Source organism: Mesorhizobium sp. ArgA1, from assembly GCF_053714375.1.
This window is the reverse complement of the sequence record NZ_JBSKBQ010000013.1, coordinates 126,662-146,955: the sequence shown is the minus strand read 5'-3', so window position 1 is coordinate 146,955 and position 20,294 is coordinate 126,662. Positions and strand designations below refer to the sequence as shown.

The 20,294-nt window shown below is 64.3% G+C and carries 20 protein-coding genes; 12 read left to right on the top strand and 8 right to left on the bottom strand.

Translation table 11 applies throughout. The features are described 5' to 3' along the window. Positions 1-144: 144 nt before the first annotated feature. Positions 145-828, top strand: coding sequence for a hypothetical protein (locus tag ACWGTI_RS24235; RefSeq protein WP_454589459.1), 684 nt, complete (start codon positions 145-147; stop codon positions 826-828). Between the two features lie 27 nt (positions 829-855). Here the strand turns inward: ACWGTI_RS24235 and ACWGTI_RS24230 are convergent, their stop codons facing one another. Further along, positions 856-1,308: a nucleoside deaminase gene (locus ACWGTI_RS24230; protein WP_454589458.1), complete on the bottom strand. Its 453-nt coding sequence runs from the start codon at positions 1,306-1,308 to the stop codon at positions 856-858. 179 nt (positions 1,309-1,487) lie between these two features. On the opposite strand from ACWGTI_RS24230, the gene ACWGTI_RS24225 reads away from it, so the two are divergent. From ACWGTI_RS24225 to ACWGTI_RS24205, 5 genes are all read left to right on the top strand, one after another. After that, on the top strand, positions 1,488-3,626 hold the full coding sequence (locus ACWGTI_RS24225) for a pseudouridine synthase (protein ID WP_454589457.1): 2,139 nt from the start codon (positions 1,488-1,490) through the stop codon (positions 3,624-3,626). 11 nt (positions 3,627-3,637) lie between these two features. Then, positions 3,638-4,192, top strand: a complete 555-nt coding sequence (rsmD, locus tag ACWGTI_RS24220) for a 16S rRNA (guanine(966)-N(2))-methyltransferase RsmD (RefSeq protein WP_454589456.1) — start codon at positions 3,638-3,640, stop codon at positions 4,190-4,192. A gap of 96 nt (positions 4,193-4,288) precedes the next feature. Then, positions 4,289-5,644 carry a M16 family metallopeptidase gene (locus ACWGTI_RS24215; protein ID WP_454589455.1) on the top strand — a complete coding sequence of 452 codons (1,356 nt, stop codon included), beginning with the start codon at positions 4,289-4,291 and terminating at the stop codon, positions 5,642-5,644. Positions 5,645-5,738: 94 nt separating this feature from the next. Next, a complete protein-coding gene (locus tag ACWGTI_RS24210) occupies positions 5,739-7,160 on the top strand; it encodes a M16 family metallopeptidase (protein WP_454589454.1) in 1,422 nt (473 codons plus the stop codon). Next, on the top strand, positions 7,157-8,017 hold the full coding sequence (locus ACWGTI_RS24205; protein WP_454589453.1) for a patatin-like phospholipase family protein: 861 nt from the start codon (positions 7,157-7,159) through the stop codon (positions 8,015-8,017). The genes ACWGTI_RS24210 and ACWGTI_RS24205 overlap by 4 nt, the downstream gene beginning before the upstream one ends. A gap of 41 nt (positions 8,018-8,058) precedes the next feature. Here the strand turns inward: ACWGTI_RS24205 and ACWGTI_RS24200 are convergent, their stop codons facing one another. Continuing rightward, entirely contained in the window at positions 8,059-8,595 is a 537-nt protein-coding gene (locus ACWGTI_RS24200) for a dihydrofolate reductase family protein (protein WP_454589452.1), read from the bottom strand. A 272-nt stretch (positions 8,596-8,867) separates the two neighbouring features. Here ACWGTI_RS24200 and ACWGTI_RS24195 point away from each other — a divergent pair, with 272 nt between their 5' ends. Then, positions 8,868-10,313, top strand: coding sequence for a hypothetical protein (locus ACWGTI_RS24195; protein ID WP_454589451.1), 1,446 nt, complete (start codon positions 8,868-8,870; stop codon positions 10,311-10,313). 51 nt (positions 10,314-10,364) lie between these two features. On the opposite strand, the gene ACWGTI_RS24190 is transcribed toward ACWGTI_RS24195, so the two are convergent. The 6 genes from ACWGTI_RS24190 to ACWGTI_RS24165 all read right to left on the bottom strand — a co-directional run bounded on the left by ACWGTI_RS24190 (position 10,365) and on the right by ACWGTI_RS24165 (position 14,504). Next, entirely contained in the window at positions 10,365-11,381 is a 1,017-nt protein-coding gene (locus tag ACWGTI_RS24190; protein ID WP_454589450.1) for a zinc-dependent alcohol dehydrogenase family protein, read from the bottom strand. Further along, the gene (locus ACWGTI_RS24185) at positions 11,375-12,451 is read right to left on the bottom strand and encodes an MFS transporter (protein ID WP_454589485.1); all 1,077 of its coding nucleotides are present in this window, start codon (positions 12,449-12,451) and stop codon (positions 11,375-11,377) included. The genes ACWGTI_RS24190 and ACWGTI_RS24185 overlap by 7 nt, the downstream gene beginning before the upstream one ends. Next, positions 12,421-12,606 carry a hypothetical protein gene (locus ACWGTI_RS24180; RefSeq protein ID WP_454589449.1) on the bottom strand — a complete coding sequence of 62 codons (186 nt, stop codon included), beginning with the start codon at positions 12,604-12,606 and terminating at the stop codon, positions 12,421-12,423. Before ACWGTI_RS24180 ends, ACWGTI_RS24185 begins: the two co-directional genes overlap by 31 nt. A 27-nt stretch (positions 12,607-12,633) precedes the next feature. Further along, positions 12,634-13,623 (bottom strand): aldo/keto reductase, encoded by a 990-nt coding sequence (locus ACWGTI_RS24175; RefSeq protein WP_454589448.1) that lies wholly within the window; start codon positions 13,621-13,623, stop codon positions 12,634-12,636. An 11-nt stretch (positions 13,624-13,634) separates the two neighbouring features. Continuing rightward, positions 13,635-14,006: a DUF2255 family protein gene (locus ACWGTI_RS24170; RefSeq protein ID WP_454589447.1), complete on the bottom strand. Its 372-nt coding sequence runs from the start codon at positions 14,004-14,006 to the stop codon at positions 13,635-13,637. A 102-nt stretch (positions 14,007-14,108) separates the two neighbouring features. Then, positions 14,109-14,504: a (R)-mandelonitrile lyase gene (locus ACWGTI_RS24165; protein ID WP_454589446.1), complete on the bottom strand. Its 396-nt coding sequence runs from the start codon at positions 14,502-14,504 to the stop codon at positions 14,109-14,111. A gap of 121 nt (positions 14,505-14,625) precedes the next feature. Between ACWGTI_RS24165 and ACWGTI_RS24160 the strand changes: the two genes are divergently transcribed. The 5 genes from ACWGTI_RS24160 (at position 14,626) to ACWGTI_RS24140 (ending at position 20,288) form a co-directional block, all read left to right on the top strand. Continuing rightward, complete coding sequence (locus tag ACWGTI_RS24160) at positions 14,626-15,519, top strand: LysR family transcriptional regulator (protein ID WP_454589445.1); 894 nt, start codon at positions 14,626-14,628, stop codon at positions 15,517-15,519. A 186-nt stretch (positions 15,520-15,705) separates the two neighbouring features. After that, positions 15,706-16,755, top strand: a complete 1,050-nt coding sequence (locus ACWGTI_RS24155; protein ID WP_454589444.1) for a LacI family DNA-binding transcriptional regulator — start codon at positions 15,706-15,708, stop codon at positions 16,753-16,755. Positions 16,756-16,825: 70 nt separating this feature from the next. Further along, positions 16,826-18,067 carry an ABC transporter substrate-binding protein gene (locus tag ACWGTI_RS24150; RefSeq protein ID WP_454589443.1) on the top strand — a complete coding sequence of 414 codons (1,242 nt, stop codon included), beginning with the start codon at positions 16,826-16,828 and terminating at the stop codon, positions 18,065-18,067. 437 nt (positions 18,068-18,504) lie between these two features. Continuing rightward, positions 18,505-19,431, top strand: a complete 927-nt coding sequence (locus ACWGTI_RS24145) for a carbohydrate ABC transporter permease (RefSeq protein WP_454589442.1) — start codon at positions 18,505-18,507, stop codon at positions 19,429-19,431. After that, positions 19,431-20,288 carry a carbohydrate ABC transporter permease gene (locus ACWGTI_RS24140; RefSeq protein ID WP_454589441.1) on the top strand — a complete coding sequence of 286 codons (858 nt, stop codon included), beginning with the start codon at positions 19,431-19,433 and terminating at the stop codon, positions 20,286-20,288. The genes ACWGTI_RS24145 and ACWGTI_RS24140 overlap by 1 nt, the downstream gene beginning before the upstream one ends. Positions 20,289-20,294 lie beyond the last annotated feature (6 nt).

Genomic DNA, 20,294 nt, shown 5'->3' with positions numbered 1-20,294 from the left:
TGCCCTTAACGAGTGGTTGAGGTAAACACGCGAAACTCCGGAAGACAAATTGTCGCCGGATTTCCGTCGCAAGAGCGTGGTCGATGGGGACCGGACCTTTGGCCGGTGACGATCGAAAGGCTGTCTAGAGTGGGACTTTTTGGCATGACCGACAGAACTTCCGTGCGCGTTGCGCTGCTGGCGCCGCTTGTCGCGTCCGGCCTCGCTCTGTCCGGCTGCATTGGTTCGCCTACCTACGGCACTGACAAGACGGCTGGCGAGCAGCTTGTCGGTGATCTGTCCGGCGCTTTCGCGGTCGCGCCGAAGCGCAAGGAACAGATCAACTACCAGCCTCGCCCGGAGTTGGTGAAGCCGGCGCCGGGGCAGAAGGAAGCGCTGCCGGCGCCGCAGGAAAGCATCGAGACGGCGAGCACCGATTGGCCCGAATCGCCCGAGCAGCGCCGCGCCCGCCTGCGTGCCGACGCCACGGCCCACCAGGACGATCCGGCTTACCAGTCGCAAATCGTCGATGACGTGCAGAGCGATCCGGCGTCGGTAAAGAAGGCTTTGGCGGAATCGGGCTCCAGTCACCCGCCGCGTTGGTCGCCGGCGGATTCGGACAAGGGTCGCGCCGCCGAGATCCAGCGCCGCATGGCCGAGGGCAAGCAGGGCGATCCCACCACGCGCAAATATCTGAGCGAGCCGCCTCTGGCCTATCGCGCCGCGGCCGACACCGCGCCGCAGGGTGAACTCGGCGAGGACGAATACAAGAAGGAACGCCGCCTCAAGAAGGAAGCCGCCGCCAAGAGCAAGAGCGGTGGCCTGTTCGACTGGCTGCCCTCCTGGTAGGAAGCGTCGCCTTCGCAGTTGCAGGCTCTACGGTTCACGTCTTTCCCTGAAGAATGCCTTCAGCAGCAAGGCCGCATCGGCCTCGGCCATGCCCGGATAGATATCGGGCGTATGGTGGCAGGTCGGTGAGGCGAAGAAGCGCACGCCGTTGACCACCGCGCCGCCCTTCTCGTCGGCCGCGCCGAAATAGAGCCGGCGCAGCCTGGCGAAGGAAATGGCGCCGGCGCACATGGCGCAGGGCTCCAGCGTCACATAGAGGTCGTGCCCTATCAGCCGCTCGCTGGAGAGCGTTCGGCAAGCCTCGCGGATCGCCAGCATTTCGGCATGCGCCGTCGGATCGGCGAGTTCGCGGGTGCGATTGCCGGCGGATGCCACCACCGTATCGCCGCTGGCGATGACGGCGCCGACGGGAACTTCGCCACGCAAGGCGGCGGCTTGCGCCTCTTTCAGCGCCAGCGCCATGAAATCCGGCCGCTTCACGCGGTTTCCATTCCGATTATCTCCTCGCCACTTAGCGGTGATCCTGTTATGGAGCGCGTCAACCCGAATATCGGAACCGATTTTCGGAAATGATCATGCGCCAAATCAAAGTGCTATAGCGTTCGTTGCGCGCCCAAAGGATGCGCCACGCTGTAGCAGCGCAAACGGACAAAGGCCACATGGACGACAACGACAAAAAATCTCCGCGCCACAAAGGCCCGGGCAGAAGCGGCCCGAGAGCCGCAGGGCCACGCCGCGATGGCGCCGCCGGCAAAGGCGGCAAGCCTTCCTTCGGGGCCAAGAAACCCTATGCGCCGCGCGGCGCCCGGCCGGCAGCGGCTGAGGGCGAGCGGCCGAAGCGCGACTTCAAGAGCGGCGACCGGCCGTTCAGCAAGGGTCCGCGCCCGGAAGGCAAGCCCTACGAAAAGCGCGAAGGTCCGCGCAAACCTTACGCACCGCGCGGTGACCGGCCGATGGCGGCTGATGGCGAGCGGCCGAAGCGCGACTTCAAAAGCGGCGACCGGCCGTTCAGCAAGGGTCCGCGCCCGGAGGGCAAGTCCTACGAAAAGCGCGAAGGTCCGCGCAAGCCTTATGCGCCACGCGGCGACCGGCCGATGGCGGCCGATGGCGGGCGGCCGAAGCGCGACTTCAAGAGCGGCGACCGGCCGTTCAGCAAGGGGCCACGCCCCGAAGGCAAGCCCTATGAGAAGCGCGAAGGCCCGCGCAAGCCCTACGCACCGCGCGGTGACCGGCCAGCTTCTGCCGAAGGCGAAAAGCGTTTCGACCGGCCAAAGCGCGATTTCGGCGATCGCGCACAGCGCGACGCCGGAGATCGTCCCAAGCGTAACTTCGCGGATCGCCCCAAGCGCGATTTCGGTGGCGACCGGCCGCAAGGCGCATCTGGCAACGGCTTCAAGCCGCGCCCGCGCGCCGTGGAGGCTGAAGAAGCCGGCGAGCGTATCGCCAAGCGGCTGGCGCGCGCCGGCCTCGCCTCGCGACGCGATGCCGAGGATCTGATCGCGGCCGGTCGCGTCAAGGTCAATAACCAGACTTTGACCTCGCCGGCCTTCAACGTCATGCCCGGTGACATTATCCATCTCGACGGCATGGAAATCCCGCCGATCGAACGCACAAGGCTGTTCCTGTTCCACAAGCCGGCCGGGGTCGTCACCACCAACCGCGACCCCGAGGGACGCAAGACCGTGTTCGACGTGCTGCCGGCCGAATTGCCGCGGCTGATGACGATCGGCCGCCTCGACATCAACACCGAAGGCCTGCTGCTGCTCACCAATGATGGCGGGCTGTCGCGCGTGCTCGAACTGCCTGCCACTGGCTGGCTGCGCCGCTACCGCGTGCGGGTTCACGGCAAGGTCGAGGAAAGCATGCTCGCGGGCCTGCGCGAAGGCATTGCCGTCGACGGCGTCTTCTACGGGGCCATCGAGGCGACGCTCGACCGTGAGCAAGGCACCAACGCCTGGCTGACGATCGGCCTGCGCGAAGGCAAGAATCGCGAAGTGAAGAACATCCTTGGCTCGCTGGGCCTCGACGTGACGCGGCTGATCCGCATCTCCTACGGGCCGTTCCAGCTCGACGATCTTGCCGAAGGACATGTGCTGGAGATCAAGGGCCGCGTCCTGCGCGACCAACTCGGCGAACGCCTGATCGAGGAGTCCGGCGCCAATTTCGACGCCGAGATCACCAAGCCGTTTTCCAACCATCCAGTGCGGCGCGAGCGAGAAGTTGAGCCGGATCGGCCGAAAGTCACCCGCGAGGGCGACCGCCGGCCGATCGGCGAGGGCGGTCTGATCAAGAACCGTAAGCGCCGCGAGGGCAGCCGCGACGAAGCGCTGGGCAAACTGTCGACCAGCCCCGAAAGGGACGCTGCGCCGGCAAAGAGCTTTGGCGACCGCGGCCCTCGGCCCGAGCGTGGCGAGTTTCGCGATAAGCCACGTGGCGATTTCGGCGACAAACCCCGTGGTGGTTTTGGCGATAAACCGCGCGGCGCCTTTGGCGACAAACCGCGTGGCGGCAAAAAACCCGAGCGCGAGCAGCGGCCGATCGAGCCGCCGGGTCAGCGCAAGGCCAATGTCTGGATGGCGCCGGGCGCGCGTCCGATCGGCAAGGGCAGGGCGGAAGCCGATGCCGCCAAGGTGGCCGACGCCAAGGCGCGCAAGGCCTCGTTCAAGCCGGTCTATGGCAAGCCCAGCGGCAAACCAGGTGGCGCCAAGCCGTTCGGCAAGCCGCGCGGAGAGCGTCCGGATGGCGGTCGCGGCGGTGAGCGGCCGCGCAATGGTCCCAAGGGTCCCCGGACCAGATGAGAGCCGTTTAGATGAGAATCGTCGGCGGCCAGTTTCGCGGGCGTCCGCTGGCGACGCCGCGCGACCATGCCATCCGCCCGACCACAGACCGCGCCCGCGAGGCCGTCTTCAACGTGCTGGCGCACCGCTTCGCCGACAAGCTCGAGGGCGCTCGCGTGCTCGACCTGTTCGCCGGCACCGGTGCGCTCGGCCTCGAAGCGCTGTCGCGCGGCGCTTCCTATGGCGTCTTCATCGAAGAATCGGCGGAAGGGCGCGGCCTGATCCGCACCAATGTCGAAGCCTTTGGCCTCACCGGCCGCACCAAGATCTTTCGCCGCGACGCGACGGCCTTGGGCGAGGCCGGCACGCTTGCGGCCTTTGGCCTGGTCTTCGCCGATCCGCCCTATGGTAAAGGCCTCGGCGAGCGCGCCCTGCGTTCGGCCAAGGCGGGCGGCTGGCTGCTGCCCGGCGCACTCTGCGTGGTCGAGGAAGCCGCCTCGGCGCCCTTCGAGGTTGGTCCCGAATTCTCGGTGGTCGATGAACGCAACTACGGCGAGACGGTGATCCGGTTCATCGAGGCCGGGTGAGGGCAGCGCGACTGCGGCCTCGAAAATGACGCACAATTCACTTTGCCTCGCGCTGCAACCACGCCTATCGTCGCGCAACCGAAACCGGAGCATTTGATGACATTGAGCACCAGACGGCTGCGCGCGGCGCTGCTAACCTCGGCGCTGGCGTTTGCCGGCCCGGCACTTGCCGCGGATGACGGCAAGGTGGCGAACTTCCTGCTGGACAACGGCATGGAGGTGGTGGTCATCCCCGATCACCGTGCCCCCATCGTCACCCATATGGTCTGGTACAAGATCGGCAGCGCCGACGAGCCGGCAGGCAAATCCGGCATCGCGCATTTCTTCGAACATCTGATGTTCAAGGCCACGACCAACCACGCCGCGGGCGAATTCGACCGCGCCATTTCGGACATAGGCGGCTCCAACAACGCCTTCACTTCCTATGACTACACTGCCTTCCACGAGACGGTGACACCCTCGGCGCTCGAACTGATGATGAACTTCGAGGCCGACCGCATGCGCAACCTCATCTTGACCGACGAGGTCATCAAGACCGAGCGCGACGTGATCCTGGAAGAGCGCCGCTCGCGCATCGACAGCAACCCCGAGGCCGTGCTCGACGAAGAGGTCGATGCGACGCTTTGGCAGAACCAGCCCTACCGCATTCCGGTGATCGGCTGGATGCAGGAGATGGAGCAGCTGAACCGCACCGATGCGGTTGCCTTCTACGACAAGTACTACCGGCCCAACAATGCGGTGCTGATCGTTGCCGGCGATGTCGAGCCGGACGCGGTGAAGGCGCTGGCCGAAAAGACCTATGGCAAGGTCGCGCGCGGCCCGGACCTGCCGCCGCGCATCCGCCCGGTCGAGCCCGAGCAGAACACCAAGCGCACGGTGACGCTCACCGATGCGCGCGTTTCGGTGCCGAGCTTTTCGACGCAATGGGTGGTTCCGTCCTACCACACGGCAAAGCCCGGCGAGGCCGAGGCGCTCGACCTGTTGGGAGAGATCCTTGGCGGCGGCAGTCGCAGCCGGCTTTACCAGCAGCTCGTGGTCAAGCAAGGCATCGCATCGGGGGCCGGCGCCTTCTTCCAGGGCACGATGCTCGACGCCACCAATTTCACCGTCTACGGCGCACCGCGCGGTGACTCCAAGCTGAGCGACGTCGAGGCGGCCGTCGACGCCGAGATCGCCCGCATCGTCAAGGACGGCGTCACCGCCGACGAACTGGAGAAGGCCAAGGCTCGCTACATCAGGGCCATGATCTTCGCCCGCGACAAGCAGGACGAGATGGCCAATCTCTACGGCGCCGAGCTCGCCACCGGCGGCAACGTCAAGGATATCGAGGAATGGCCGGACCGCATTCGCAAGGTCACCGTCGATGAGATCAAGGCGGTTGCCGCACGCTATTTGCTGCTCGACCGTTCGACCACCGGCTATCTCTTGCCGCAGCAACAGGCGGGGAATTGATTCGATGACGAACCTGCTTGGCGTCGTGCCTTCTCCGAACCGGGCTCCCTCTTCTCCCCTTGTGGGAGAAGGTGGCCTCGCGAAGCGAGGTCGGATGAGGGGTGTTCCAGCTTGGCAAGGACGGCGATCCGTCACCCACCCCTCATCCGTCTCGGCGCTGCGCACCGATCCACCTTCTCCCACAAGGGGAGAAGGGAACCCTGCGCTCCGCGCCTTCACCACTTTGTTCCTCTCGATCCTCTTCCTCATCCTGCCGGCGCTTGCGGCCCGCGCGATGGACATCCAGCCGGTGACCTCGTCAAAGGGCATCAACGCGTGGCTGGTCGAGGATCACTCCATTCCGATCATCGCCATTCGCTTCGTCTTCGATGGCGGCTCGACGCAGGATCCGGCGGGGCGGGAAGGGCTGGTCTATCTGATGACCGGCCTGTTCGACGAGGGCGCCGGCGATCTTGACAGCGAGGCCTTCCAGACCAGGCTTGACGATGCCGGCGCCGAAATGGGCTTTGACGCTGCGCGCGACGGCACCTATGGCTCGATGCGCATGCTGGCCGAGCAGAAAGATGCGGCCTTCGACCTGCTCAGGCTGGCGGTCACCAGGCCGCGCTTCGACCAGGCGCCGATCGACCGCATCCGCTCCCAGATCCTGTCCGGCATTATCGCCAGCGAGCGTGACCCCAACACCGTCGCCCAGACCAAATGGCTGCGCGCCATCTATGGCGACCATCCCTATTCTCGGCCCGACCAGGGCACCAAAGACAGTATCGCCACCATCACCGCGGCGGATCTGGCTGCCTTCCACAAGGCCAATTTCGCCCGCAATGGCCTGCATGTCGCGGTGGTCGGCGACATCGACGCCGCGACGCTGAAACGAAAGCTCGATGACGTGTTCGGCGATCTGCCGGAAAAGCAGCTGCTGCGGCCGGTTGCCGACACCGAGCTGAAGCTCGGCCAGCAGCTGGAGGTCGATTACGACCTGCCGCAGACCTCACTGCAGTTTGCCTATCCCGGCGTGAAACGCGATGCACCGGATTTCTTCCCGGCGGTGCTGATGAACCAGATTCTCGGTGGCGGCACCTTCACCTCGCGCCTCTATGGCGAGGTGCGCGAAAAGCGTGGCCTTGCCTATAGCGTCGATTCCAACCTGGTCGATCACCAGCATTCCAATGCGTTGATCATCACCACGGCGACGCGTTCGGACCGCGCGGCCGAGACGCTCGCCATCGTCAAGGACGTGGTCAAGAAGATGGCCGAGGAGGGCCCGACCGAGGCCGAACTGGACGCGACCAAGAAATACATGGTCGGCTCCTACGCCATCAGCAATCTGGATTCTTCCAGCGCCATTGCATCGACGCTGGTGGAATTGCAGCTCGACAATCTCGGCATCGACTACGTGCAGCGCCGTGCAGCGCTCATCAACGGCGTGACGCTCGACCAGGTCAAGGCGGCGGCAAAGAAGCTGCTGACCCCGGCCCCCGCGATCATGAGCATCGGCCCGAAGCTGGAGGCCAAATGACGGCGCCCACTTTCGGCATAGCCTTTGGCGGCGGCGGCGCCCGCGGCCTGGCCCACATCCACATCGTCGAGGCGCTGGACGAGCTCGGCATCAAGCCAGTGGCCATCGCCGGCTCCTCGATCGGCGCCATCATGGGCGCCGGCATGGCCTCTGGCATGAGCGGCAAGGAGATCAAGGACTATGCCCGTTCGATCCTGGGCCGCCGCGCAGAGGTGGCAGCGCGGATGTGGCGCTCGCGGCCCGGCACCATCGCCGAGGCGATGCAAGGCGGCATCCGCGTCAGCCAGTTCAACATCGAGCGCATCCTGAAGGCATTCCTGCCCGAAGCGATCCCTGAAACCTTCGCCGAACTGAAAATCCCGCTCAAGGTAACGGCGACCGACTATTTCGGCCACAAACTGGCGGTCTTCGACGATGGCGACCTGCATTCGGCCCTGGCCGCCTCGGCCGCCATTCCCGCCGTCTTCCGCCCGGTGACGCGCGACGACCGCGTGCTGATCGACGGCGGCATCTACAATCCGGTGCCGTTCGATCTGATCGAAAACGCCGCCGACATCATCATTGCCATCGACGTGGTCGGTGCGCCGAGCGAGGCCGAGCGCAAGCACCCGACCACTGTCGACCTGATGTATGGCGCCACACAACTGATGATGCAGTCGATCATCGCCCACAAATTGAACCAGCGCCCCCCTGACATCTTGATCCGCCCGCCAGTGTCGAAATACCGCGTGCTCGATTTCATGAAGATCGACGCGCTGATGGCCGAGACGGAGGAGATCAAGGACGAGCTGAAGCGCGAGGTGGAGCGGGTGGTAGAGGCGCGTGCCAAGGGGAAACAAGGGAAGAAGGCTGGGTGAGGGAAGCTGCTGATCTCCCCACATGTGGGGAGATTGGCTAATCACTTTTTCCCGGCCGCATATTCCAGCGCCACCACGCCATTGCTGAATGTCATGGCCGAGATCGGCTCCAGCGCCACCGGCATATCGGACGGAAACAGCTTCTTGCCCTCACCGACAGTGCCTGGGTAGCTGAGCAGCCTGACGCGGTCGACCAGGCCGTGGCGCAGCAATTCCTGCGCGACGCTGAGGCTGCCATGCACATAGATGTTGCCGCCACTGCCTTGCTTCAGCGCTCTGACTGCGTCGGGCAATGACCCTTCCAGCAATTCCGCCGGCTTCCAGTCCAACGCCTTCAGGCTGGTCGAAGCGACATATTTCGGCAACGCGTTGAAGCGGTCGGCAAAATCGCCGGTTTCACTCGGCCATGAGCCGGCAAAGATCTCATAGGTCGTGCGCCCCAAGAGCATGGCGCCGCTGTCGGCAAGCTCGTCCTCCTTGAACCTTTGCATTTCGTCGTTCCAGGTCACTTTGGGCAGCTTCTCGACCTCGGCAATGCCGTCGACGCTGATGAATTCGGTGATGATCAATTTTCGCACGGCGTTCTCCTTTGTTTGTCAAAAGACGGATGGCGCCAACCCTTTCCGACACGCTGGGGCAAAAAAGCCCCGCACTTGTTGGGCCGTGCTCAGCGCGACGCGCCTTCAAAGTCCGGCAATGGGAAAAAAATCCTCTCGCTGGGTCGGAGGCATCATATGACTACCCAAGCTTGGCCGGGAAGGGCTTCCCCAACGGAACAAGCGGATGTAGAAGGGAACATTAGCAAATCGTTAAGTATAGAATTTGGAGTGAGTGCGAAGGGTGTTAGGTCATGAACCTCAAGAGTCTGATGAAGCGTGCCGCGAATTCCGACAAGGCATTTGAGAAGATTGAAGCCGAGTTGGCGGATGCGGTCGGCGAGTGTCTTAAACTGGACGATCTGTCGCCGCCGCAAGACGGCCCTGTCCCCGACGAGAACCTTGCCGCAAACAATGAGCGCTTGCAGCCTGAGGACAGTCCCCGGGCTGACGACGGCACGACGCCCGCCGAGAACGCACGGCGGCTAACGCCGCATGCGCAAAGCCGGCTGGCCGCATTGAGCGCGGTGGATGGGCTCTTTCACAATGCGCAGGACTATCTGGACGAGATCAACGCGAAACTCTCGGATATATCGAATTCGCACAATCTCACCCGCGACTACCTGAACCTCCTGCACGGCGACGTTCTTCGCGCCAACGAGCTGGAGCTGGCAACCATCGACCTGACCGCGCACCAGGGAGCGTTGTCCGAACAGCTCCACGACGCGACCAGGAAGCAGCGCGAGCGCGAAGCCGCCTTCGAGGTCCTGAAGCAGCGCGAGGCAAGCCTGGTCCAAGACCGGGAGACGCTTCGCGAGGCACTTGCGGCGGTAAGGCTGGAACTCGTGAAGTCAGCCAATGCAAGCGCCAAGCGCGAGGCCGAGTTTGGCGACATCGTCAAGGCGCTGACGGCCAAGACGGTCGAGGCCAACAGACGGGCGCGCGAAAACAAGCTGCTGCGCGAAAAGCATGTCAGCCTGGCGATGGATGTCGACACGGCGCGCAAGCGCGAAACCGGAGTGCGCCACAGGCTGGACGAGCTTTCGGCGATCCACACCACCGAGGTGGCGCGGCTTGCGGAACTGCTGGCGGCACTCGGCAAGAGCGAGAAGGAGGAACTGCGGTTGCAGAGATCCCTTGAGCAGGCGCAGACCAAGCTGGCGGAAATGACTGAAGCGGCTTCCATGATGGAAGCCGACACGCAGGCCGAACTCGCCCGCAACCAGCTGGAGACAAGCGGTTTGCGTTCCGAGATCCAGAGCCTGCAATCGAGGCTGGAACTGGCCTCGAACGAGAGCAGTGCGGCCTCAGCCGAGGCCGCCAAGCTCAAGGCTCAATGGGGCGACGCCGTTGCTGAAAAGCAGGTCGCGGACGAAAGGCTGGCTGCTCTCATGAAGGAGAGCGAAAGCGACAAGATGAGCCTTTCGACCGCGAACGCCGATCTATCGCAGCTTTCCCTGCAGCAGGCCTCCGTACAGATGGAGTTGGATGTCCAGCGGCAGGAATGCGAGGATCTGCGAGCCGAGGTCGCGGCTCTCAATGCCCGCGTCAAGGAACTGCTGCCCTTTGAGCGCCTGCACAAGGTTGCCAGCGCCAAGCCGCGCGAAGGCGTCGTGGTAGAAATCAACGGCCCGGTGGCGGGAGCCGCCCGCGCCGCAAGCCGCCGCCGCGCCCGCCGCAACCTGCGCGCCACGCCGTAGCGGCATTGCTACGGCGGCTGACAGCATTGCAGGACGGGTCCTGCAACCAGGTCAGGCCCGAAGCAGGGTCTTGATCGCGCGGCGCTCGTCCATCGCGCGGTAGCCTTCGGCGACATCGGCCAGCGGCAGTTCCAGATCGAACACCTTGCCGGGGTTGATCCGACGCTCGAGCACAAGGTCCATCAGGTCCGGCAGGAAGCGACGCACCGGGGCCGGGCCGCCAAGCAGGCTCTTCTGCGCGAAGAACAACTGCTGCCCGTCGAACTCGACGCCGTGTGGGACGCCCACATAGCCGATCGAGCCGCCCGGCCGCGTGCTGTTCAAGGCCTGCATCATCGATTCCTTGGTGCCGACGCATTCCAGAACTGATTCGGCGCCGACACCCTTGGTCAATTCCTTGATCCGCGCCACGCCCTCGTCGCCACGCTCCGAGATGATGTCGGTCGCGCCGTATTCGAGCGCCAGATCCTGCCGTGTCTTGTGACGGCTCATCGCGATGATGCGCTCGGCCCCCATCTGCTTTGCCGACAGCACGGCCATCAGGCCAACCGCGCCGTCGCCGACGACCACAACCGTCGAGCCAGGTTGCACCCGCGCGGCACTGGCCGCGTACCAGCCTGTGCCAAGCACGTCCGACGTCGCCAGCAGGCTGGGGATCAGGTCGTCGGAGGGTATCTCCGCCGTTGCGACCAGCGTGCCGTCCGCCAGGGGCACACGCGCCAGCGGCGCCTGCGCTCCGGTCATGAACTCCCGCTTCTCGCAGGACGACTGGAAGCCGAAGCGGCAATGCGGGCAGGTGTTGTCCGACAGGCAGAACGAGCCGACGACGAACTGGCCCTTACGGACGCTGCGCACGGCGCTGCCGACCTCTTCGACGATGCCGCAATACTCATGCCCCATCGCCAGGGGCGAAGTTGTGTCATTGAGGCCGCGGAAAGGCCACAGATCCGAACCGCATATGCAGGTGGCCGACAGACGAATGATCGCATCGGTCGGCTCAACAATCCTAGGTTCGGGCACGTCCTCATAGCGGACATCCCCTGGCCCATAGAGCATTGTTGCTAGCATTGGATATCTCCTTGGTTGGCAGACGTTTTAAGATGGAGTGAGGTCTGAGGTGCGGAGAACCGCAGCTGTGCCGCGATCGGCACGGTGCAGAGCGCCAGAAGCGAGCTGATGATGAAGACCGATCCGAGCCCGTAAAGGTTGGCGACGAGGCCGAGAAGCGGCGCGAGGATGCCCAGCGCGAGATCGAGGAAGGCGGTATAAATACCCATGGCCAGCCCGCGGCTTTCGACCGGCGCGCGCCGGACCGCCTCGATCCCGAGGCCCGGATAGACAAAGGCATAACCAAAACCGGCCAATGCTGCTCCAACGAAGCCGGGCAGGGCGGATGGCGACAGCCCCATCAAACCCATGCCAAGGGCTTGCAGCACCACAAAGATCATTGCGGCGCGAGCCCCGCCCATGCGGTCCGGCAGGCCGCCGAAGGCAAGCCGCGCCAAGATCAGGGCCACTGCGAAGGCGGTGAACGACAACCAGGCCGGCTGCCAACCCTGCTGGGCGAAATACAGCACGGAAAATGCCGTCATCGCGCCATAGCCCAGGCTGGCGCACGACATGCCGATGCCGGGCAGCCAGACAGCCTTGGCGACGCTGGCGAATGCGCGCTTGGCCTGCGGGTGCGGATGCACGGCGCGCATCGGAGCGACGATTAGCATCGTTGCCAGCGGCACGAGCAGCGTGGCCACCCCGATGGCTGCAAAGCCGAAGCGATTGAAGAGCAGACTTCCCACGGGTGCGCCGGCGGCCAGCCCGACATACATGGCCGTGCCCATCCAGCCGATCACCTTGCCGGTGCCGCCGGGATTGGCGAGCGCCAGGCCCCAGGCCTGCGCGCCGGTGATGACGAAGCTTTCGGCGCCGCCAAGCAGCGCCCGCCCGACCAGCAGTACCATGGCAGACCAAAGCGGATTGCCGATAACGAGGAGCGAGAGAAGATAAAGCAGGCCCGAAGCCGCGCCCATCACCAGCCCGGCCACCACCGCCTGCTTCGGCCCGCGCCGGTCCGAGAACGATCCGGACCACAGGCGCGAGACGAGGGCCGCTACGAATTGCGCCCCGGAAACGAGACCGATCGCGAAGGGCCGTAGCCCAACCTGTCATGAATGTGAAGCGGCAGGGTCGGCAGCGCCGCACCCGTGACCAGGAAAACCACGAGCACGGCTGCCATCAAGGGAAACAGCGAACTGCTGGTCGAGGTCACCGACCGTTGACGCATCGTCATCGACATATCGCTCTTTTCCGGGGGGGCCGCCCCTCAAAGTCCGGAGCGGCGCAGCATCGCCTCGGGGTATCGCGCCCCTTCGATCCTGATGGCTGCGGCCCCGGTCTCGATTTCATGAAGGTCGTCGTCCGAAAGCGCCACCGACAGAGCCCCCAGATTCTCCTCAAGCCGCTCGAGCTTGCGGGTCCCGAACAGCGGGACGATCCACGGCCTGCGTGCCAGCAGCCACGCAAGAGCTACCTGGGCCGGTGTCGCGCCATGACGCTCGCCGACGCCACGGATCAGATCGACGAGCGCCTGATTGGCCGCGCGTGCTTCGGGCGCAAATCGCGGAATCTGGCCGCGGAAGTCGTTGCCAGCGAAGGTGGTGTTCGCATCGATCTTGCCGGTCAGAAAGCCCTTTCCGAGAGGGCTGAACGGGACGAAGCCGATGCCGAGTTCTTCCAGCGCGGGAATGATCTCGGCCTCGGGTTCACGGGTCCACAGCGAGTATTCGCTTTGCAGCGCTGCAACCGGCTGGACGGCATGGGCGCGGCGTATCGATTGCACGCTGGCTTCCGACAGCCCAAAATACCGCACCTTTCCCTGACCGATCAGGTCTTTGACCGTGCCAGCAACATCTTCCATCGGCACGTCGGGATCGACACGGTGCTGGTAGAGAAGATCTATACGTTCGGTCTTCAGGCGACGCAGGTTGCCCTCGACTGCTGCCCGGATGTGCTCCGGCTTGCTGTTGACGCCGCCATGATTTTCACCGGTACCGGCGTCGACATCCCAGCCGAACTTGGTTGCGATTTTGACCTGGTCGCGCATCGGTGCTAGCGCCTCGCCGACCATGTCTTCGTTCGTGAACGGACCATAGACCTCCGCCGTGTCGAAGAAATCCATGCCGCGATCGACCGCCTCGCGGATCAGCGTGATCATCTCTGCCCGATCTGCTATCTCGCGGGCTTGGCCATAGCCCATGCAGCCGAGCGAGAGAGCGGAGACCTCCAGGCCCTGACCGAGTTTGCGCTTTTGCATGCTGGGTCTCCTCAATCCTTCGGTGTAATCGCGACCGTCGCCGCGCGGGCGCGCTCGCTGATCATCGGCGCGAGATATGGGCTCGTGCTGTATTTGCGGCGGTAGGCCTCATCGATCCGATCATTTGCCGTCCCGCGGGCCGGCTCGAAGGAGACTTCCTTCGTCATGCCGGCCGCGGCGATGCGTCCGGCCTTCTGGCGGATGGCGGCCTGATACCATCGCGATTTCTGGCCGTTATAGGCGCGAACATAGAGATCGCCGTCGACGACCACCGACCAGATCCAGGTCGGGGTGCCGTAGGTCTCGCCGTCCTCGCGAAACGGCGCGATGTGCAGGTCGTCGCTTTGCGCGATCATCTGCAATTCCTGATCTTGCCATGACATGGCCGGCTTCCTTTCAGTCGATGTGTTCGATCGTGATCCTGACCAGCTGGCGTGCCAGAGGACGCCGAGGCCGGTGTCGATCAGCTTGCGCGCTTGATTGGCTCAGCCGGCGTATTGCTTGTCCGAAACCTGCTCCATCCAGTCGACGACCTTGCCGTTCTGAACCTCCTGGATCGCGATATGCGTCATGGCTGTCTCGGGACCGGCGCCGTGCCAGTGCTTCTCGCCGGGGGCGATCCAGACCACGTCGCCCGGCCGGATGTCCTCGATCGACCCGCCCCAGCGCTGCACGCGGCCGACGCCCGAGGTGACGATGAGCGTCTGGCCGAGGACATGCGTGTGCCACGCAGTGCGCGCGCCGGGCTCGAAGGTGACGTGCCCGCCCTGGACGCGTTCCGGCGCATGCGGATTGAACAGCGGGTCGACGCGGACCGTGCCGGTGAACCAGTCGGTCGGCCCCTTGCTCGACGGACGAGAGCCTGCGCGCATGATTTCCAAGGGACTTTCTCCAATTCCTTTGCGCCCTTCCGTGAGGAGGGTTTGAAATCGGAATCTAGCCAAAGCGGGACCATCGGATTAGTGGGTATAATGTTCATGCGGTTGTGAGTGAGATTCATAAATGCCGAGAGAACGCATTAACGACATGATCGCTTTCGTGGCGGTCGCCCGCGAGCGCAGCTTTACCAGGGCAGCCGCCAACCTCGGCGTGACGCCGTCGGCCCTCAGTCATACGATCAAGGGCCTGGAGGAGAAGTTGGGGATCAGGCTGCTGGCACGCACCACCCGTAACGTCGCGCCAACGGAAGCAGGCGAGCGGCTCATGCGAGCCATCAGTCCGCATTTCGACCAGATCGAAGCCGAAATTGTCGCGCTCAGCGAACTGCGGGACAAGCCGGCCGGTACGGTGCGCATAACCTGCAACGACTATGTGATCGACACCATCTTCCGTCCCACGCTCGCGACCTTCCTGCGCGAATATCCCGACATCCATGTCGAGCTAAACATAGACTACGGTTTCACCGACATCATTGAGCAACGGTTCGACGCCGGTGTCCGGCTTGGCGAGGCCGTCAGCAAGGACATGATCGCCGCGCGCATCGGCCCCGACTGGCGTTTTGCCGTTGTTGGCTCACCTGCCTACTTCGAGCGGCGCTCGCAGCCGGAAACCCCTCAGGATCTCACCAACCACAATTGCATCAACCAGCGCCTGAACAGCGCCGGCGGGCTCTATGCCTGGGAGTTCGAGAAGAATGGCCGAGAGCTGCGCGTGAGGGTCGAGGGCAGCCTCACCTTCAACAGCGCCGTGCCTATCCTCAATGCTGCCATTGACGGTCTGGGCCTGGGCTTTGTGCCGGAGGACCTGGCACGGCCACATATCGCCGACGGACAGCTGGTCGAGGTACTGGCCGACTGGTGCCCGAAGCTCCAGGGCTATCACCTTTACTATCCCAACCGTCGCCAGGCTTCGCCCGCTTTCGCGTTGCTGCTTGAGGCACTGCGCTACCGACAGTAAGCAAGAAATTGCTGGGCCGAGCGAAACCGGCATGTCCATGGCCTCTTGCCATGGCCGAATCCTTCGCATAATCTCATTTGAGAAAACCTTTTCCCAACTGCACCTTCGCTCATTGCCTTCACCCGTCGGTACTGAGCAGGGCGACAAGAGAAAACCTTTTCCCAACTAAGGAATCCGCGTCGCAGAATGGTTTCCGATGACTCGCCAGCGCCCGCAAAAAACCCGGTCACCTTGCGTGAGGTGGCCTCGGCCGCCGGCGTCAGCGTGGCCACGGCCTCAAAAGCGCTGAACGGGCAGGGGCGGATGACGGCGGAAACGCGCGAGCGTATTCGCGAGACGGCACAGCGGCTGGGCTTTCGTCCGAACAGCTTGGCGCAGAGCCTGTTGCGCAAACGTTCCTTCACCGTCGGGCTGCTTACCAACGATACCTACGGCCGCTTCTCGCTGCCGCTGATGGCGGGCGTCTCCGACGCGCTGGTCGATGCCGGCGTCTCGGTATTCCTGTGCAATGTCGAGGACGACCAGCGGCTTGGCCAGCTGCATGTCGAGGCGATGCTCGACAAGCGCGTCGACGGCATCATCGCCACCGGCAAGCGTATCGACCGCCACCTGCCGGTCGATCTCGCCAATTTGCGCATCCCGGTGATCTACGCCTTCACCCAGCCCGATCCCGACGCCATCGGCTTCGAATCCGACGATGCCGGCGGGGCGCGGCTGGCGGTCGAGCATTTTTGCGCGCTCGGGCGCCGGCGCATCGCCCATGTCAGCGGTCCCGCGAGCTTCGCCGTGGTGCATGAGCGCGCCCGGGCCTACCGCGAGGTGCTGACCGAGCATGGCCTGCCGGTTGCCGAGCCGCTGCTCGGACACTGGTCGGAAGCCTGGGGGCATGAGGCGGTCGCAAGACTGTTCGACGGCAAGGCGGGCAGGGGGGAGAGACCTGACGCGGTCTTCTGCGGCAACGACCAGATCGCGCGCGGCGTCATCGATGCGCTGCGCGAGCGCGGCATCGGCGTGCCCGGCGATGTCGGCGTCATCGGCTTCGACAATTGGGAAATCGTGGCGGAAGCGACCCGGCCGCCGCTGACCTCGGTCGACATGAACCTTTCAGCGCTTGGCCGCGAGGCCGGGCTTGCGCTGCTTTCGCTCGTCGGCGGCCAACCGGCCACGCCGGGCATCCGAAAACTGCCGTGCCGGCTGGTGGTGCGTCAGTCATGCGGCCGTCCGCCAGACGGCTGAGACAGGCTGCGGCTTACCGGTCAACCGGGAGCGCGGCCGAACAGGGAGGAGAACCATGAGGAGGAAAACCATGAAGACCATGATTGCCGGGCTTGCCTTTGCCGCGAGTATTTTTGTTATGCCCGCCATGGCCGCCGACACGGCCAATATCTGGGTGCGCGCCGACGGCTCGAATTTCATGCCGCGCATCGTCGACGCCTTCAACAAGGCGCATGAGAACCAGATCAAGCTCGACATCATCCCCAATGCCGAGATCATTCCGAAATATGGCGCCGCGGCCGCCGGCGGCACCGCGCCAGACGCGCTGTCGCTCGACCTGATCTACACGCCGGCCTTTTCCGCCGCCGGCCAGTTGGAAGACATCACCGACTGGGCGAAGTCGCTGCCCTATTTCGCCAGCCTGTCGCCGGCGCACGTCAAGACCGGCACCTACAAGGGCCGCATCTACGGCCTGCCGTTCTCGGCCGACAGTTCGGTGCTGATCTGGAACAAGAAACTGTTCAAGCAGGCCGGACTCGACCCCGAAAAAGGCCCGACCAACTGGGCCGAAATCGAAGCCGACGCCGAGAAGGTCAACGCGCTTGGGGGCGACATCAAGGGCTTCTATTTCTCCGGCAATTGCGGCGGCTGCAACATCTTCACCTTCACGCCGCTGGTCTGGGCCTCGGGTGGCGACATCCTCTCCGAGGACGGCTCCAAGGCGACGCTGGACAGCCCGCAATTGCGCGGCGCCATCGACCTCTACCGCTCGATGGTCAAGAAGGATCTGGTGCCTTCAGGCGCGCAGACCGACACCGGCTCCAACTTCTTTGCCGCCTTTGCCGCCGGCAATATCGGCATCTCGCCCTCCGGCGCCTTCGCCATCGGCGCGCTCAACACGCAGTATCCTGATGTCGATTACGGCGTCACCTTCCTGCCGGGCAAGGATGGCGGCTGGTCATCCTTCGCCGGCGGCGACAATTTCGTCGTCACCAAGGGCACCACAAAGCTCGCCGTGGTGAAGGAGTTTCTCGACTTCGCCTATTCGCTCGAGGGTCAGACCATCCTCGCCAAATACGGCAGCCTGCCGGTGCGCGGCGACATCGCCAAGGAGGCGCTGAAGGATCTCGACCCGCGCTACCAGATCGCCGCCGAGGCGATGGCCAAGGGCCGCACACCCTATTCGGTGGTGTTCAATGATTTGATCAACTCCGCCAACGGCCCGTGGACGCAGATGGTCAACGAGGTCTTCTTCGGCGACGATGTCGACGGCGCGATCGCCAACGCGCAGGAGACCATGCAGTCGATCATCGACCAGGCGCCGCAGAAATAGGGACTGGCGGGACGGCAGCGGTGGCGCAACGCCCTGTCGTCCTAGGTCCTGATCCGGCCGCCCGCCCGTCTCCCTGGACGGGCGGCCGGACATCGCATCGCTAACGGCAGGGCTATTGCTTTGAGACAGCACTCAACTATCTGGATTGCCAACGGAATTGCAGAGTGCAGCTCGGGGCGTCGGCAGGTTCGCTCCCCCTTCTCCCCTTGTGGGGTGAGAAGCGGTCCGCGCAGCGGACGAAAAGCCAATTGCTTGGCTTTTCGAGCTTCGAACGCCCTGAGCCTGCGAAGGGCCGGGTGGCCGATCCACCGTGCCGGGTCCCCGCTGCTTCGCAGCGTCCCGGCGTTCGCCGGCCTTTCATCGTGCCACTGGCACGATGAATTCGCCTCTGGCGAACCGGCTGCTCACCCCACAAGGGGAGAAGGGAAGGGGCAGCCATGACCTCCATCGCAGCAACCTCCGCCCCGGCGCGCGCCAGGAAACTGGTCGGTGCCGGCCGCCGGCAGTGGATCGGCCTGCTCTATGTCGCGCCGGCGGTAGCGCTGGTGGTTGTCTTTTTCATCATCCCGCTCGGCATGACGGCATGGATGTCGTTGCACAACTGGCCGCTGATGGGCGAGCACAGCTACATCGGCCTCGATAATTATTGGGCAATCCTGCGCGACACCAGGTTCTGGAATGCGCTGCGCTTCACCGGCCTCTACACGGTGGTGGTGACGATCGCGATCTTTTCCGTCGCCTTTCCGCTGGCGCTGTTCATCGAGCGTCCCCGGCGGCTCACCGGCTTCTACCGCACTTCCTTCTTCATGCCGGCCGTCATCGGCTTTGCTTCGGCGAGCCTGCTCTGGTCGTGGCTGCTCAATGTCGATTCCGGCCTGTTCAGCCCGGCCGCTTACGACCTCGGCCTGACCGGGAAGAAATTCAACCTTCTGGCCACCTTCCAGCCGGCCTTCTGGTCGATCATCGCCATGGTCGTGTGGAAGGTGGCGGGCTTCACCATGATCATCCTGATGACCGGCCTGCAGTCGATCCCGACCGATCTGCAGGAGGCGGCGATGATCGATGGGGCAGGGCCGTTCGCGCGCTTTCGCGCCATCACTCTGCCGCTGATGCGCCGCACCCTGGCGCTGGCGCTGATCCTGTCGGTTGCGGGCTCGATCCTCGCCTTCGACCAGTTCTACATCATCCTGCGCGGCGGCCCGCGCAATCAGACGCTGACCGCCGTCTACTGGATCTTCAACCAGTCCTTCGTGTCGTTCAAGCTGGGCTATGGCGCCGCACTGTCGATGATCCTGCTCGCCATCCTGGTCGCGCTCAGCACGTTCCAGCTCTGGCTGCTGCGCAAGCCCGAGGGGGTCGACTGATGGCGCAGGCAAGAAGCCGCAACAGCCGCCTGCGCCTCGGCATCGCCGAGCACGCGACCGGCATGATCGCCTCGGTGCTGTTCCTGGCGCCGATCGTCTGGACGGTGCTGTCTGCCTTCAAGCCGTCGCAGGAGGCGCGCCTGCCGCCGCTGCCGCCCTGGCCGACCACCGGCTTCTCGGTCGAGAATTACGGCACGCTCAACACTTTCGGCGACGGGCTCTGGCTGCCGGCGCAAAACAGCATCTACGTCTCGGTGATGACGGTCGTGTTTTCCGTCATCGTCAGCGTGCTTGCCGGCTACGGCTTCTCGCGCTTCCGCTTCCCGTTCAAGGACCTGCTCTTCGTCGTCATCCTGTCGACGATCATGATCCCGTTCCAGTCGATCCTGACGCCGATCTTCCTGGTGTTGACCAAGGTCGGCCTGCACAACACGCTGACCGGGCTGGTCTGCGTCTATGTCACGCTGCAGCTGCCGTTTTCGATCTTCATGATGCGCAACGCCTTCGACGCGGTGCCGCGCGAGATCGAGGAGGCGGCCCGCATGGACGGCGCCAACAATCTCACCATGCTGCTGAAGGTGATGCTGCCTTTGGTCTGGCCCGGCATCGTCACCATCGCGCTGTTCGCCTTCCTCGGCGCCTGGAACGAGTTCCTGGCCGCCCTGGTGCTGATGACCGACCAGTCGAAATTCACGCTGCCGATCATGATGACCGCACTTCAGTCCGGCCGCTTCGGCGCCATCGACTGGGGCGCCGTGCAGGCCGGCGTCACCGTGATGATGGTGCCTTGCCTCATCCTCTTCCTGTTGCTGCAGCGCTTCTACATACGCGGCCTGATGGCCGGCGCGGTGAAATGACAAATC

Coding starts and splice junctions, on each gene's coding strand:
- ACWGTI_RS24235 (WP_454589459.1), top strand. CDS start 145: ATGACCGACAGAACTTCCGTGCGCGTTGCGCTGCTGGCGCCGCTTGTC.
- ACWGTI_RS24225 (WP_454589457.1), top strand. CDS start 1,488: ATGGACGACAACGACAAAAAATCTCCGCGCCACAAAGGCCCGGGCAGA.
- rsmD (WP_454589456.1), top strand. CDS start 3,638: ATGAGAATCGTCGGCGGCCAGTTTCGCGGGCGTCCGCTGGCGACGCCG.
- ACWGTI_RS24215 (WP_454589455.1), top strand. CDS start 4,289: ATGACATTGAGCACCAGACGGCTGCGCGCGGCGCTGCTAACCTCGGCG.
- ACWGTI_RS24210 (WP_454589454.1), top strand. CDS start 5,739: ATGAGGGGTGTTCCAGCTTGGCAAGGACGGCGATCCGTCACCCACCCC.
- ACWGTI_RS24205 (WP_454589453.1), top strand. CDS start 7,157: ATGACGGCGCCCACTTTCGGCATAGCCTTTGGCGGCGGCGGCGCCCGC.
- ACWGTI_RS24195 (WP_454589451.1), top strand. CDS start 8,868: ATGAACCTCAAGAGTCTGATGAAGCGTGCCGCGAATTCCGACAAGGCA.
- ACWGTI_RS24190 (WP_454589450.1), bottom strand. CDS start 11,381: ATGCTAGCAACAATGCTCTATGGGCCAGGGGATGTCCGCTATGAGGAC.
- ACWGTI_RS24180 (WP_454589449.1), bottom strand. CDS start 12,606: ATGTCGATGACGATGCGTCAACGGTCGGTGACCTCGACCAGCAGTTCG.
- ACWGTI_RS24175 (WP_454589448.1), bottom strand. CDS start 13,623: ATGCAAAAGCGCAAACTCGGTCAGGGCCTGGAGGTCTCCGCTCTCTCG.
- ACWGTI_RS24170 (WP_454589447.1), bottom strand. CDS start 14,006: ATGTCATGGCAAGATCAGGAATTGCAGATGATCGCGCAAAGCGACGAC.
- ACWGTI_RS24160 (WP_454589445.1), top strand. CDS start 14,626: ATGCCGAGAGAACGCATTAACGACATGATCGCTTTCGTGGCGGTCGCC.
- ACWGTI_RS24155 (WP_454589444.1), top strand. CDS start 15,706: ATGGTTTCCGATGACTCGCCAGCGCCCGCAAAAAACCCGGTCACCTTG.
- ACWGTI_RS24150 (WP_454589443.1), top strand. CDS start 16,826: ATGAAGACCATGATTGCCGGGCTTGCCTTTGCCGCGAGTATTTTTGTT.
- ACWGTI_RS24145 (WP_454589442.1), top strand. CDS start 18,505: ATGACCTCCATCGCAGCAACCTCCGCCCCGGCGCGCGCCAGGAAACTG.
- ACWGTI_RS24140 (WP_454589441.1), top strand. CDS start 19,431: ATGGCGCAGGCAAGAAGCCGCAACAGCCGCCTGCGCCTCGGCATCGCC.